Source organism: Geobacillus sp. YHL, assembly GCF_022341265.1.
GTDB classification, from domain to species: Bacteria; Bacillota; Bacilli; order Bacillales; family Anoxybacillaceae; genus Geobacillus; species Geobacillus thermoleovorans.
This window is the reverse complement of the sequence record NZ_JAEIGB010000002.1, coordinates 67329-81144: the sequence shown is the minus strand read 5'-3', so window position 1 is coordinate 81144 and position 13816 is coordinate 67329. Positions and strand designations below refer to the sequence as shown.

Annotated in this window: 13 protein-coding genes; 3 read left to right on the top strand and 10 right to left on the bottom strand. The window is 55.0% G+C overall.

All coding sequences use genetic code 11. The features are described 5' to 3' along the window. Position 1: 1 nt before the first annotated feature. From JCR24_RS02840 to JCR24_RS02815, 6 genes are all read right to left on the bottom strand, one after another. A complete protein-coding gene (locus JCR24_RS02840; RefSeq protein WP_238980048.1) occupies positions 2-322 on the bottom strand; it encodes a transporter suffix domain-containing protein in 321 nt (106 codons plus the stop codon). Between the two features lie 203 nt (positions 323-525). Next, positions 526-1482 carry an MBL fold metallo-hydrolase gene (locus JCR24_RS02835; RefSeq protein WP_238980047.1) on the bottom strand — a complete coding sequence of 319 codons (957 nt, stop codon included), beginning with the start codon at positions 1480-1482 and terminating at the stop codon, positions 526-528. Between the two features lie 287 nt (positions 1483-1769). Continuing rightward, on the bottom strand, positions 1770-2657 hold the full coding sequence (locus JCR24_RS02830; protein ID WP_011231133.1) for a sulfite exporter TauE/SafE family protein: 888 nt from the start codon (positions 2655-2657) through the stop codon (positions 1770-1772). 266 nt (positions 2658-2923) lie between these two features. Further along, positions 2924-4282 carry a type I glutamate--ammonia ligase gene (gene glnA / locus JCR24_RS02825; protein WP_013523716.1) on the bottom strand — a complete coding sequence of 453 codons (1359 nt, stop codon included), beginning with the start codon at positions 4280-4282 and terminating at the stop codon, positions 2924-2926. 214 nt (positions 4283-4496) lie between these two features. Next, on the bottom strand, positions 4497-4886 hold the full coding sequence (locus tag JCR24_RS02820) for a gamma-glutamylcyclotransferase family protein (protein ID WP_238980046.1): 390 nt from the start codon (positions 4884-4886) through the stop codon (positions 4497-4499). A gap of 258 nt (positions 4887-5144) precedes the next feature. Next, the gene (locus JCR24_RS02815; protein ID WP_021322406.1) at positions 5145-5708 is read right to left on the bottom strand and encodes a thioredoxin family protein; all 564 of its coding nucleotides are present in this window, start codon (positions 5706-5708) and stop codon (positions 5145-5147) included. 137 nt (positions 5709-5845) lie between these two features. Between JCR24_RS02815 and JCR24_RS02810 the strand changes: the two genes are divergently transcribed. The 3 genes from JCR24_RS02810 to JCR24_RS02800 all read left to right on the top strand — a co-directional run bounded on the left by JCR24_RS02810 (position 5846) and on the right by JCR24_RS02800 (position 8751). Next, positions 5846-6832: a coiled-coil domain-containing protein gene (locus JCR24_RS02810; protein WP_370643292.1), complete on the top strand. Its 987-nt coding sequence runs from the start codon at positions 5846-5848 to the stop codon at positions 6830-6832. 261 nt (positions 6833-7093) lie between these two features. After that, complete coding sequence (locus JCR24_RS02805) at positions 7094-8098, top strand: LLM class flavin-dependent oxidoreductase (protein ID WP_238980045.1); 1005 nt, start codon at positions 7094-7096, stop codon at positions 8096-8098. Between the two features lie 5 nt (positions 8099-8103). Further along, complete coding sequence (locus JCR24_RS02800; protein WP_238980044.1) at positions 8104-8751, top strand: MOSC domain-containing protein; 648 nt, start codon at positions 8104-8106, stop codon at positions 8749-8751. Positions 8752-8910: 159 nt separating this feature from the next. Here JCR24_RS02800 and JCR24_RS02795 read toward each other — a convergent pair whose 3' ends face one another. The 4 genes from JCR24_RS02795 to JCR24_RS02780 form a co-directional block, all read right to left on the bottom strand. Continuing rightward, entirely contained in the window at positions 8911-10716 is a 1806-nt protein-coding gene (locus JCR24_RS02795) for an ABC transporter ATP-binding protein (protein ID WP_238980043.1), read from the bottom strand. Further along, positions 10700-12436, bottom strand: coding sequence for an ABC transporter ATP-binding protein (locus JCR24_RS02790; RefSeq protein WP_238980042.1), 1737 nt, complete (start codon positions 12434-12436; stop codon positions 10700-10702). Before JCR24_RS02790 ends, JCR24_RS02795 begins: the two co-directional genes overlap by 17 nt. A 433-nt stretch (positions 12437-12869) precedes the next feature. Beyond that, a complete protein-coding gene (locus tag JCR24_RS02785; protein ID WP_013145392.1) occupies positions 12870-13295 on the bottom strand; it encodes an STAS domain-containing protein in 426 nt (141 codons plus the stop codon). A 93-nt stretch (positions 13296-13388) separates the two neighbouring features. Beyond that, positions 13389-13814, bottom strand: coding sequence for an ATP-binding protein (locus JCR24_RS02780; RefSeq protein WP_047818327.1), 426 nt, complete (start codon positions 13812-13814; stop codon positions 13389-13391). Positions 13815-13816: the final 2 nt, after the last annotated feature.

Sequence of the window (13816 nt, the reverse complement as noted above, 5' to 3'; positions counted from 1 at the left end):
CTCATTTCTTCATCGTTGTCATCTCTCGCGATCCGTCTTGGCATTGTTCGCCATCATTGGTTTGATCCGACAACCGCCGTTTTATTCGCCAATGTTTCGGATTCCAATACTTCTTCAGCTTCGACGCCGCTTCCTTTCCAACCAACAGCGCCCCGATCCAAAACATGATTTCCGCCGCCACAATGGCAACCGCAACGATCGACGCTTTGGCCGCAGTCGAAAGCGGTAAAAATGGCGCGATGGGCGGAATGACCCAAACGACGAACGATGCGATGATGAGCCCGACGCCGATGTGATGCGTGACGGACCGCCTCTGTTTCACTCTTCCGTTCCCCCTTGCTCATTGACGCTCTTTCCAACAGGAATCATGATCGCTTATTTCCACTCTAACATATACACCGCGATTTCACGAAATGATCCGCCTAAAAACCGAACACACACAAAAACAGTTTTTCCCGTTTTTCCAATTTTCGCTTTCCCGTCAAAAAAAGAAACCCAGCCGAATCGGCCAGGCCAATCGAATGATCACCGTTGTTTCTGCCAATAATCGATCAACCCCATCGCGCACACTTGCAAATCAAGCTCGATCGCCGCATGCGCCGACGACGAAGATGGAGCGCCATGATCATCAAGAAACGCCATCACTTCGCCGCGCAACCGGTGCGCTGCCATTTTCGCCTGCTCGGCAGCCGGCGCTTCCGGATGACGGTCGACCGCTTCTTTTCCCGCCGCCACGAACTTCGGCAGCCAAACGCGAAGCTGGCGGAACGCCTCCTGCGGGTCATCCAGCATGCCAAAATGGCCAAAATAAATGCGTTCCGGTCTCAGCTTCTCAAGTCTTGCCGCCGACTGCTTCATGGCCTCGGGATCAAATTGGTTCGGAGATGTTGAAGGCAGGCAAAACGTAAGCCCCGCTTCTTGCAGCTGCGGATAAAAAACGCCGATCGTATCGCCGGTGAACACGCCGCGGCTGTACGAATCATAAATCGAAACGTGATGGTTCGCATGCCCCGGCGTATCATAAAACACAAGCGTCCGCTCCGCACTCAACTTCAACGTTTCCCCGTCCTCTTTCACGATCAATCGCTCTTCTGGCACCGGAAGAATCGGATCAAAGAGCGACTCAAACTGCGCGCCGTACACCGCCTTCGCTCCAGCGATGAGGCGCGATGGATCAGCCAAATGCCGCTTCCCTTTCGGATGGACGACAACCATCGCATTCGGGCAATGCTGAAGAAGCAACCCCACGCCGCCCGCATGATCCAAATGAATATGGGTGACGATGATATAGCGAATATCAGACGGATCAATATGAAGCGCTTTCAACCCAGCAAGCAAATGCGGCACCGACGGGCTTGGCCCTGTTTCCACGATCGCCAAGTTCTCTTCGTGAAGCACGTATGTACCGGTGCGCTGCGGCATGCGCAAATCATACAAATCGATGAGTGAAATGCGGCGGCCGAGATCAAGCGGCTGTGCCATGTTCCCTCTCCCCCTTTGGTTGATGATGCAGAATATTTTAACATAGAAACCGGCTTCCCGCTACAGGGGTTGATAAAAAAGCAGCCCCTGCCCAGAGGGCAAGAGCCGCCTTCTCGTTTCAACTGTCGTCAACGGGGCAACAACTGCTCCGCGCGCTATTTTTGAGGGCAGGCGCTGTCGACCGTTGCCCTCCGCAGCACGAACAAGCTCCCTGATGCTCAACCCGATCGCATCCAACGCTGCCGCCAACGGAAAGACACTGTCGTTTGCCAAGCGCCCCCTAATGCTTACGACGCCAACTCCCTGCCAGTCGCCTTTCCTTTCCGCCCGTTTCGGATCGCCAGCCATACCGCCGCGGCCCAACCGATGACGATGAGGCCATAAACGGTCGGATACACCGGCGCAGGCGCCTCCCAAGCGTGCAGGAGCGTGCGGACGTTCGTCAAAATAATCAACCCGCCGACCAACACTCCAAGCAAATGGGACGGCAGTTTGCGCACAAGCCAAGCGGCGATCGGTGCAGCGACGACCCCGCCAGCCATGAGCGTCAGCACCCAGTGCCAGTTCACTTGCTCCCAACCAAGCGAAATGACGAATCCTAGCGTCGCCGACAGCGCGACGGCAAATTCGGATGTATCGACGGTGCCGACCACCTTGCGCGCTTCCATGCTTTTATTGGCCAACAACACCGGCGTCGCAATCGGCCCCCATCCTCCACCGCCGGTCGCATCAAGGAAGCCAGCCACCAATCCGAGAGGGACGAGCTGCTTATTGGACCACTGTTTTCCGGGCGTCGACGGCGCGCGGCCGTTCAACACTAAAAATCGATAAATAATGTAAAAGCCAAGCGCCAACAAAAACAAGGATACATATGGTTTAATCAAATCTCCCGGCAAATTGCTTAAAAAGCATGCTCCGACAAACGCGCCGACCGACCCGGGAATGATGAGCCTAAAGGCCATGCGGCGGTCGACGTTGCCGAACTTCCAATGGGAAGCGCCAGATGCCGCCGTCGTCACCACTTCCGCCAAATGAACGGACGCCGAGGCGACGGCCGGAGCAATGCCGAACGTCAATAACAACGTCGACGACGTGACGCCATACGCCATTCCAAGCGAGCCGTCAATCAGCTGGGCGATAAATCCTACAAACACAAAAACGATCAGTTTTTTCATTGGTTTCCCTCCGTTTGCAATGGTTGAGCGCGTTACTTATAATTTAAATCTCATTATTCATAGATGTCAACTATGAATTTTTAAAAAATAAAAAATGCGATCATTTATTTTAGTCCCTGCTCGCAAGATGACGTTGCGAACACCGACGGCTTGGCGGCCGACGGACGGAAGGCGCCGCGCGGCCGTCCATCAAGACAAACAGCCGCCTGCAGAAAAAAGGCGCCCCGAATATGGCGACGGGACACCTTTTGAATGCTGGCTTTCGATCAGAACTTCCCTTGATACCGCTCGACTTCCCAAGCGTGGACCGCCGTGCGGTAGCTGTTCCATTCGTCTTTTTTCATCGCGACGTATTCGTTGAATACGTGCTCGCCAAGCGTCGCGCGGCCGATTTCTCCGCTTTCGAACGCAGCGATGGCCTCGCCCAAGTTTTCCGGCAAGTTGTCAATGCCAAGCTCCGCACGTCGTTCTTCCGACATATGGAAGATGTCTTCATCAATCGGCGCCGGAGCGGTTAAACCTTTTTCGACACCGTCAAGGCCAGCGGCAGCGATGATGGCATACGCCAAATACGGATTGGCCGACGGATCCGGGCAACGGAGCTCAACGCGCGTCGCGACGCCGCGTTTGGCCGGAATGCGGATGAGCGCCGAACGGTTGGAAGCGGACCAAGCGATGTAGCAAGGCGCTTCATACCCTGGCACAAGCCGTTTGTACGAGTTGACAAGCGGGTTCGTAACCGCCGCGAAGTGTTTTACGTTTTTCAGCAAGCCCGCGATGAATTGGTACGCTGTTTCTGACAACTGGTTCGCATCGTTCGGATCAAAGAACGCATTTTCCCCATCTTTGAAGAGGGAAATGTTGACATGCATGCCTGAACCGTTGATGCCAAACACCGGTTTTGGCATAAACGTCGCATGGAGACCGAACTTGCTGGCAATCGTTTTGACAACCCATTTGTACGTCGTCGCATTGTCAGCCGCACCGAGCGCATCGGCATATTTGAAGTTGATCTCATGCTGGCCTTCCGCCACTTCATGGTGCGACGCTTCAATCGTAAAGCCCATCGCTTTTAAGGCGCGGTAAATTTCAAGGCGAACGCGTTCGCCCAAGTCTTTCGGAGACGGTTCGAAATAACCGCCGCCATCATGGAGCTCGAGCGTCGGATTGCCGTTTTCATCGGCTTTGAACAGGAAAAACTCCAGCTCCGGACCGACCGAGATCGTATATCCTTTTTCCGCCGCCCGCTCGATCGTTTTTTTCAGCACGTTGCGCGGGTCGCCTTCAAACAGCGTGCCGTCCGGATTGGTCACCGAGCAGAGAAAGCGCGCTTCCGCATAGCCTTCCTCGACCGTCCACGGCAAAACAGCAAACGTATTCAAATCCGGCAGAAGATACAAGTCGGAACGGTTGATCGGCGAGAAGCCTTTGATCGACGAACCATCAAACATGATTTTCCCTTCGACAACATCATCAAGCTGTTCAGCCGTCACGGTCACGTGCTTTAAGATCCCTTCAATGTCGACAAACTGCAAATGAAGAAGCTCAACGTTTTTTTCTTTGATCTTCTCTTTGATTTGTTCCAACAACTCCGTTTGTGTAGAGGAAACGAACGGTTTTGACATGTTACATTACCTCACATTCGTGCGTTTATTTTTCTAACATGCTTTTATTATAGAAAAAGAGAAGCCGTTTGGCAACACTTTTTTATCAATTTTTCTGTATTTTTATAATGAATTTTTTTGCAAACGGTTTCAAATGAGACGAATATTTATACAAAAAAAGCCAGCCGAGGAGATAATCGTCTCCTCGGCCAACTTTTTCTATCCACTATTGATGTTACGTTTTCTCCTCACGCCGACGCCACGAGCCGGACGAAATGATCGGCAGGCCGGCGGCTTTTTCCGGCAAGTAAACGTAAACGTACCCTTCGATCGGCTGGTGGGCGTCGCGGACCCATATCCGCTCATATTCGTTATCGTCCCGTCCTTCGGCGTAGTCTTCAAGCTCATCCATCGCTTTGAGCCCTTCCTCCGTCACCGTCAACCATTCCCCTTCCACTTCCCCTTCTTCTCGGAGCACAAGCGCAGGGTACGGGCCGACGCTGTACAAACGGCCGTTCACCTTCCCTGGGCATACGGCGCGAACATAAGGAGCTACAACACAATGGTTGTCCTCGCCGGTCAGCAACGTTCCATACACAAACACTCGATATCGTCTTTCCGCCATCTCACTTTTCTCCTTTTGTTTACATAACATAGATTATGAAAACTTGAAGAAGAAAACAAAAACAATGGAAGCCCTGCCTCTCATCCATCCTTGCCGCTCCGTGGCGGCGCCAGTGTGAATTTGTCAAGCGGACAGCGGACAACGAAAAAGCCGCGCCAGCTCCATGAGCGGCAACGGCACGGCTTGCGATGATCCCGCGGCAAACGAATGACGCTTTCTTCATCATATCCGTTCGACAACGAGAAGTCAAGCAACAGTTTACGCGGATGGCTTCCATTTAATGCTGCAGCCGATGCTCGGCTTTTGCTTTTCCGGCACCGGACGGCCCTCCAACAAAGCATCCAGCGCGGCGCGGATCGATTCCCCGGTCACCGGAATGCCGTTGTTCGGCCGCGAATCATCAAGCTGGCCGCGGTAAACGCATTTCAGCTCACGGTCGAAAATATAAAAATCCGGGGTGCAGGCGGCGTCGTACGCCTTCGCCACTTCTTGCGTTTCGTCATACAAGTATGGGAACGGGTAGCCAAGCTCTTTAGCCACTTTTTTCATGTTTTCGGGCGAATCTTCCGGATATTGTTCAGCATCGTTGGAGTTGATGGCGACAAACGACACCCCTTTGGGCATATAATCGTTTGCTAGGCGAACAAGCTCGTGCTGTACATGCTTTACAAACGGGCAATGATTGCAAATGAACATAATGACAGTCGCTGCGTCCGATTTCACATCCTCAAGACGAACGACGTTGCCATCGATGACATTCGTGAGGGCAAACGGGGGCGCTTGTTTGCCAAGCGGAAACATATTCGATTCGACAGCTGGCATACCTAACACCCTTTCTTCCATTTTTCTCTTTCTATTATACCAAAAGAGAGCGGAACGCCACAAATAAACCGCCCAAACCGACCGAGCGGCAGCGGCATATGATGCCACATAGACGAACGGAAAGGAGGCTTTTCCCATTGATTTACATGAACAAACAGATGACCCCGCGCGTGTACGGTGCAACTCCGCCTCCCTCCTCGCATTCGGTGTTTTATTACCGACGCGCAAAAACGGAACAAATGATTGAAGAGCAAACCCAGCTGCTTGAACAATTGACCGAGGCGTTCCTTCGCCTCAAGCTGGCGGTGGAGGAAGGACGAAAGCAGCAAGCCGATGATCGTGAGAAAATCGCCGATGCCTTGACTCGGCTTGAGTGTTCGCTTGCCGCCGGGCAAACGGAACAAGCCGAGCATAGCGGGCGTCTCGTCAAGGCGCTGGACGGCCTCAAGGGGATGGTGGCGGCAAGCCAAACCGAGCAAACGGAACTGTATCGCGAACTAACTGAAACCGTTTCGCGCTTCATTGATGCCTCTAATGCCGGGCAAAACCTGCAGGCGGAGCAAAGCAAGCAATGGGCGGCAGCGTTCGACCGGCTCGAGCAATGGCTTGCTGCCAGACAACGAGAACAAGCGGAGCTCGCCGAAACACTGGCCCGCCTTGAACGATCGATCAACGCTCACGAGCAGATGGAGCACGAACAGCGGCGCGCATGGGAGGAGCAGTTTACAAAAGAAGAAACAGCGCGCCAAGCGGTCATCGAAGCGTTGATGGTGCAAAGTGAAGCGATGCACCGGCTTGAGCGGCAATCGACTGAGCGGGAACAAACAACCGAAAGAATGGCCGCCCGCCTGGAAGGACAAGAAAAACTGTACCAAAAATTAGTGGAACAGCTCGAGTTGCAGCACGTCTTTCACCAGACCGTCATCGAGCGGCTTGAAGCGCAAGAGGCGGCGCAATACAAAGTGACCCGCCAGCTCGATAGCTTAAAAGAAGCGCTGTATGAACGATGCTCCTTTATCGTTGACAGCGTCAAACAACTGTTTTCCTCGTTCTTTTCCGGGAGGGGGCGCAGCCAAAAAATCGACCGCCAAGCTGCTGAACCAAAAAACCCGATCCGCTTGTAGAATGTCATCCTCTTTCGGCGTCTGCCGCCATCCGCCGGCTGAAACGGCGGACTGTTTTTTTTGGCTGGCTGCCGTCGGATGGCAAAAGCAAATCAATGGACAACAAGAAACGAAACATCCCATAATAAGAACTAACCATTTTTATCATCTCGCGCCGAGAAGACCCCCACTTCTACGCGTTAGCGTAGGTGGGAGAGCGTTCAACCGCAAGGAAAAGAAAGCCTTGATACATCAACATTTCGAGAGGGAGGAGAAATGATCATGCCGCTAAAGCTCAGCGTTCTTGATCAATCGCCCATCGCCGAAGGCATGACCGCGGAAGAAGCGCTTGAAAACACGATCCGGCTCGCCCAGTTTGTCGAAGAGCTCGGCTACAAGCGTTTTTGGGTGTCCGAACATCACGACGCGAACAGCCTCGCCGGCTCGTCTCCAGAAGTGCTGCTTGGACACATCGGGGCGAAAACGTCGCGCATTCGCATCGGCTCAGGCGGAGTGATGCTGCCGCACTACAGCGCCTATAAAGTGGCAGAAAATTTCCGCGTGTTGGCGGGTCTAGCCCCCGGCCGCGTCGATCTCGGCATCGGCCGCGCGCCTGGCGGCATGCCGCGGGCGACGATGGCGCTCCAAGACGGCCGGCCGCGTTCAGCGGATCGCTATCGGGAGCAAATCGATGACTTGCTTGGGTATTTGCACGATGCGCTTCCGCCCGTCCACCCGCTTTATGGCGTCAAGGCGACGCCGATTGTGCAATCGCCTCCAGACGTTTGGCTGCTCGGATCCAGTTCGGAAACAGCGAAGCTGGCGGCGGAAAAAGGGCTGCCGTACGCCTTCGCGCAATTTATTAACGGCGAAGGCGGCCAAGAGTACATGCAACTGTATCGCGACCGGTTTACCCCATCGCCGCATTTGGACGAGCCGCGTACACTCGTGGCTGTATTTGCGATTTGCGCCGAAACGGATGAAAAAGCGGAATGGATCGCGGGAAGCCTTGACTTGACGCTGCTCATGATCGAGCAAGGGATGGCCGTCAACGGCACGCCGAGTCCGGAAAAAGCAGCCGCCTACCCATACAGCCCGTATGAACGCAAACGGGTTGCGGACAACCGGAAGCGGATGATCGTCGGCAGTCCGGCGCGCGTCAAAGACGAGCTGTATCGGCTGAGCGAAAAGTATGAAACAGAGGAAATCATGCTCGTGACGATTACATACGACTTCGAGGATAAACTCGCGAGTTTCCGGCTCATCGCCGACGCTGTATGGGGGTGAACGCGATGCAGATTCTCTCCATTAATGTCGGGAAGCCGAAAACGATTCACATCGGCGGCCAGTGGATCACAACCGGCATTGACAAAACGCCGGTCGCTCATCCCGTTGCGGTCGGCAAACAAAACTTGGCTGGAGATGGACAAGCTGACCTCGTCCATCACGGAGGAGAAGATAAAGCGATTTGCGCCTATCCGTCCGAGCATTTCGTCTATTGGGAAGAGCGATACGGCCGCCCGTTTACGGCGGGGGCGTTTGGCGAAAACTGGACGCTTCTCGGTTTGACGGAAGACGATGTATGTCTTGGCGACATTTATGCCGCCGGCACAGCGCTCGTACAAGTGTCACAGCCGCGCCAGCCGTGCTCCAAATTGGCCTTCAAACATCAGCTGCCCGATTTGCCGAAAGCCGTCTGCCAGACAGGAAAAAGCGGGTTTTACTTTCGCGTTCTCAAAGAGGGCGTCGTCGCTCCAGGCGCGCCGCTCGTTCTCGTCGAGCGGGGCGCGGGGGCGCTATCCATCGCGTATATCAATCACATTTACTATTATGAGCGGGACAATGCCGCCGCCATAAAGCAAATCGCCAGCCATCCAGCCTTATCCGCAAGCTGGCGCGAAGCGTTTCAAAAGCGCCTCTCCGAGCGAACGCGTCCTTAAGCCTATGCTGGCAAGACACGCCCGACACAAGCCGGTGTTTCACGCAACGATAGAAAGGCGCCCTGATCGTCGACCCTCGCGACACATGGCTTTGTTCAACGATCGGGGCGCTCGTTTTCGGTTCAGCGGGAGAGCGGCGTCGCCGCGCAGGCGCATTCCTCATCGGGCCGCATGCACACTGCGCTTCCAATAGCGGCAATACAACTGGAAATAAAATCCTTTTGCGGCCAACAGCTCTTCATGCGTCCCTTGCTCGATCACTTTGCCTTCGTTAAGCACAAGGATGCGGTCGGCATGTTGAATCGTGTTCAGCCGGTGCGCGATGACCAAGCACGTCCGGCCGTTCATGAGCCGCGCGAGCGCTTCTTGAATGCGCACTTCGGTCACCGTATCGATGTTGCTCGTCGCTTCGTCCAAAATCAAAATGGCCGGGTCGGCGATCATCGCCCGAGCGATGGCCAACAGCTGCCGCTGCCCTTGGCTGATTCCGCCGCCTCCGGGGGACAGCACGGTGTCATAGCCGTTCGGCAGCTTCATAATAAACGAGTGGGCGTTCGCCTGGCGCGCCGCCTCCTCGACTTCTTCATCGGTCGCCTCAAGCCGGCCGTAACGAATGTTGTCGCGGATCGTTCCGGCGAACAAAAACGTATCCTGAAGCACAAATGCCATATGCCGGCGCAAACTCGCTCGCTTGATCGTCCGGCTGTCGCGCCCGTCGATCAAAATCACGCCTTCATCCGGATCATAAAAGCGGGTCAACAGCTGCAATACGGTCGTTTTGCCGGCTCCAGTCGGACCGACAAGCGCGACCGTCTCCCCCGGGGCGATGGAAAAGGTGACGCCGTCGAGCGCCGGGCGCTGTTTGTCGTAAGAAAAGACGACTTGACGAAACTCAATGCGTCCATCAAGACGGTCCAAAGCCACCGCTTCCCGCTCGTCTTTCTCTTCTTTCGGCAAATCCAAAATTTCCAACACCCGTTCAGCGCCAGCCAACGCCGACAGCAACGTGTTCCATTGGTTGGCCAAATCGTTGAGCGGGCGGGTAAACTGGCGGGCGTATTCGACAAACACGACGATCGTCCCGACCGATATCGCTCCTTTGGCCGCCAGCCATCCGCCGACGCCAGCGATGAGAGCGAAGCTTACGTTGTTTAAAAAGTTCATCAGCTTCGGGATGAAGCCGGAATACGTTTGCGCCCAAAACCCGGCTTGTTTCAGCTCGGCGTTTTTGCGCGCCAATTCAGACTCCATCCGCTCTTCTTGGGAAAACAGCTTCACGACTTTCTGTCCGGAAATGACCTCTTCGATAAAGCCGTTCATCTCACCGAGCGCCCGTTGCTGCTCACGGAAACGCACCCGCGTCCGGTTTGTAATCCAGCGCATGCCCACATACATCAGCGGCACGACAACAAGCGTTACGATCGTCAACACAACGCTCTGTAAAAGCATGACCACGATCGCGCCCATCAACGTCAACGTGCTCGAGACGACCTGGACAACCGTACTGTTAAATGTCTGGCTCATATTGTCGATGTCGTTTGTAATCCGGCTCATCAGCTCCCCTTGCTGGCGGCGGTCAAAAAACGAAATCGGCAGCTCATGAAAATGGCGAAACAACCGCTCTCTGATCGCATGCACCGTCCGCTGGCCGACATCGATCATCCAATAGTTTTGCAAAAACGTCGCCGCGCCAAGGGCCATATAAATGGCAAGAAGCAAAACGAGCGTCGCTAAAAAACCGTCCGTCCTCCGCTCGACGATGTACACATCGACCGTCCAGCCGATGACGTACGGACCGGCGAGCGCCAGCGCTGAGCTGACGACAACCATGGCCATAGCCGCAAACAGCTTTCGCTTTTGCGGAGCGATAAATGCCCAGAGCCGCCGCAAGGTGCCGACGCTGTTTTTTGCCCGCTGCGGACTTGCTCCCAAACGCGCTACGTGAGGACTATGCCGTAGTGACATCAATCGATCCCTTCTTTCCTTCCTGCGTGGCGACGCTGCGTCGATACAGTTCGCTTGCCGCCAGCAGTTGTTCATGGCTTCCTTGCGCGATCAGGCGGCCGTCTTCCAAAAGCAAAATCGTATCCGCCGCCATCGCTGTGCTCACCTTTTGCGTCACTATCACCGTCGTGCACGCATACCGCCGCAACGCTGCGAGCAGCTTTGCTTCCGTCTCTGCATCGAGCGCGCTTGTGCTGTCATCCAAAAGCAAAATGCGCGGTTGCCCAACCAAGGCGCGGGCGATCGACAGCCGCTGCTTTTGCCCGCCTGATAAATTGACGCCCTTTTGACCGATCAGTGCGTCGTATCCATCCGGAAACCGAGTGATTGTTTCATGAATTTGCGCATCACGAGCCGCCTGCACAATCTCTTCCATCGTCGCTGTCATCTTGCCGAAGCGAAGGTTGTCGGCGACCGTTCCGGAAAATAGCAGCACTTCCTGCGGAACAAAACGAACATACATTCGCAGTTGTTCGACAGAAAACTCGCGCACGTCGATGCCGTCGATCAACACTCGCCCGGCGCCTGGTTCATACAGCCGGGGGATGAGCTGAAGAAGCGTCGATTTGCCGGAACCAGTCGCCCCTAAAATAGCCGCCGTTTCTTGCGCGTGGATGACAAACGATACGTCAGAAAGCGCGTCAAGTTCGCTGTCTGGATAGCGGAACGAAACGTGCTCAAAGCGAATTTCCCCGCGCCGGACGATCGGTTCATCGGCTCTGTGCTCCCCGCTTCGCTCTTCCGGCACCTCAAGCAGTTCAGCGAGGCGGGCGGCCGAGGCGCGCGCCCGCGAGAACGCCATGGTAATAAACGTAAACATCGACAACGCCGCCGTCGCCCGCGTCGCGTAGTTGACGACGGCGACGACTTGCCCGGCGCTCGCCGTCCCGGACTCAACATCCAGGCGGCCGAAAAACAGCAGAGCGAGAATGGCCGTGTTCATCAAAACCAACAACACCGGGGTGATCGTCTCGATGAGGCGCAGCACGCCCATCGTCCGCTCCATGAGCGCATTGTTCGCCGCCGCAAATCGCTCCTCTTCATATTCTTTTCTCATCCATGCTTTGATGAGGCGCATGCCGGCCAAATTTTCACGCATCACGCCATTCACGCGATCGAGTGCCCGTTGGACGGCGGAAAAGGACGCCGCTGCCCTTTGCACAACCCACAATAAAAAAGCGGCGGAAAGCGGAACCGCGACCGCTAAAACCAACGCCAGACGAGCATGGACGACAAACGCCATCGCGACGCCAAAGACGACCAGAAGCGGTGCACGCAAGGCGATGCGCAAACTCATAAACAACATGTTTTGCACTTGGGTCACATCGTTCGTCATCCGGGTGATGAGCGAGGCCGGCGACAACTGCTCGATGCGCGCAAGCGAAAACGATTGGATTTTGGCAAACAGCGCCGTCCGCAGCGCAAATCCGTACTCCTGACCGACGTAGGCTGCGGCAAATGAGTTGGCGATGCCTGAGGCAAACGCCAACAGCGACGCCCCGAGCATCACGGCTCCCCACGTGAAAATGGCCGCAACATCCTGTTTCATGACACCATCGTCGATGATTTTCCCCATCAACAGCGGCTGCCAAAGCTCGATGATGAGCTCCGTCAACATAAACAACCAAGCTAACGCCATCCACTTCCAGTATGGCCGCAAATAGATAAGCACCCGCCCCATGTCTGCGCCACTCTCCTCTCCATTCCGATCGCGGGGCCCAGCCGCCGTTCATCGTTGTGTATAATTTTATTCTAAACCCGAAATATTTATTTGACAATGAGAATGCATTTGCAGAAGCGGAGATGCTCCCGGCCAAGAGGAACAAAACCCCCGAACGAATGTCTCATCGCTCGGGGGCCATCGGCGGCAATAGGGGAACAACTGGTCTGTTCAGTCGTTTCGATCGAGATGCCCGACTGGCGGGTGACTGAACAACACCGCTTCCAGACCCATGCATGGGTCTGTGAAGCAGGGGGTTATTCAGTCTTCCGTCACACCTTGGCGCGACGAAGGCAAGCCACAGGCTTGCCTTCAGCAGTCGGAAAAATAGACGACACGCTTTTGGGCCAGCGAAATGTGAAATCTTCCAGTTGATTCGGCATGAGAGCCATGTCTATGACGAACGCTGACGCCATGCCGAATAAAGCGCCTCCTGGCTAATATGGTCGAAAGAGCTTGGCGGTGCAAGGGACAACAGCTGTTGTTCATCGCCAACGATCGGCAACAGCCGGTCGAGCTTGGCCATCAGCAAAATCTTTTCTATAGCGGCGTTATCCCGGACGACGATGGCCATGGCGCGGCTTTCGCTGACGATTTGCTTAAAAAAGCGGACAAGGAGCGCTAATCCAGTACTGTCCAAAAATCGAAGGCCGCTCACGTCGACAACGACAAGGCAGCGCTTGACAGCAGCCACCGCCGTCGCCAGCTTTTGTTCCGCCGCGAGCTGCGTATCATAGGCGAGCCGTCCAGTTAGCTTGATGCATTCGTATGCGCGTTCTACAACCATTTCCAATTCAAACGACAACCGATGCTGTTTCATTGTATCCCCCTATCGTTGACCAGCCATGCCCTGCCCTCGGCCACCACCCGCATTCGTTACGATCACATGGGTGCATCATTGCACCAAAGCCAGTTATGTTGCATTCCGACTCATTTTCATGACAAGCATCCGACGGCCGCCCTTTTGCTCAACCCACATAACGTCATCCATAATTTCTCGGATGAATAGCAACCCTCGTCCCGATTCGGCGAGCAATACATCAGAGAGCGTCATTTGATCGAGCTGCTCGATCACGTCCGCCGGAACGCCGCCGCCCTCATCCTCAACCGCCACGGCCACATCAGCGCTTGTGACAAAAAAGGAGAGCGAAATCGTCCCCGCCTCCATCCCCGCCCGTTGAACAGCTTTAACGGCATTGACGACCGCTTCATGCACCGCCAACACAAACAATTCCGCATCACGGACCGCAAACAATGAAGCAGCCTGCTCTGCAAGAAGATGGCAAACCAAAACCGCTTCCTCGTCCGCCCGGCAGCGCACGATCCATTCACACACCACCA

Coding starts and splice junctions, on each gene's coding strand:
- JCR24_RS02820 (WP_238980046.1), bottom strand. CDS start 4,886: ATGGCGGAAAGACGATATCGAGTGTTTGTGTATGGAACGTTGCTGACC.
- JCR24_RS02805 (WP_238980045.1), top strand. CDS start 7,094: ATGCCGCTAAAGCTCAGCGTTCTTGATCAATCGCCCATCGCCGAAGGC.
- JCR24_RS02835 (WP_238980047.1), bottom strand. CDS start 1,482: ATGGCACAGCCGCTTGATCTCGGCCGCCGCATTTCACTCATCGATTTG.
- JCR24_RS02815 (WP_021322406.1), bottom strand. CDS start 5,708: ATGCCAGCTGTCGAATCGAATATGTTTCCGCTTGGCAAACAAGCGCCC.
- glnA (WP_013523716.1), bottom strand. CDS start 4,282: ATGTCAAAACCGTTCGTTTCCTCTACACAAACGGAGTTGTTGGAACAA.
- JCR24_RS02800 (WP_238980044.1), top strand. CDS start 8,104: ATGCAGATTCTCTCCATTAATGTCGGGAAGCCGAAAACGATTCACATC.
- JCR24_RS02830 (WP_011231133.1), bottom strand. CDS start 2,657: ATGAAAAAACTGATCGTTTTTGTGTTTGTAGGATTTATCGCCCAGCTG.
- JCR24_RS02785 (WP_013145392.1), bottom strand. CDS start 13,295: ATGAAACAGCATCGGTTGTCGTTTGAATTGGAAATGGTTGTAGAACGC.
- JCR24_RS02795 (WP_238980043.1), bottom strand. CDS start 10,716: ATGTCACTACGGCATAGTCCTCACGTAGCGCGTTTGGGAGCAAGTCCG.
- JCR24_RS02790 (WP_238980042.1), bottom strand. CDS start 12,436: ATGGGGCGGGTGCTTATCTATTTGCGGCCATACTGGAAGTGGATGGCG.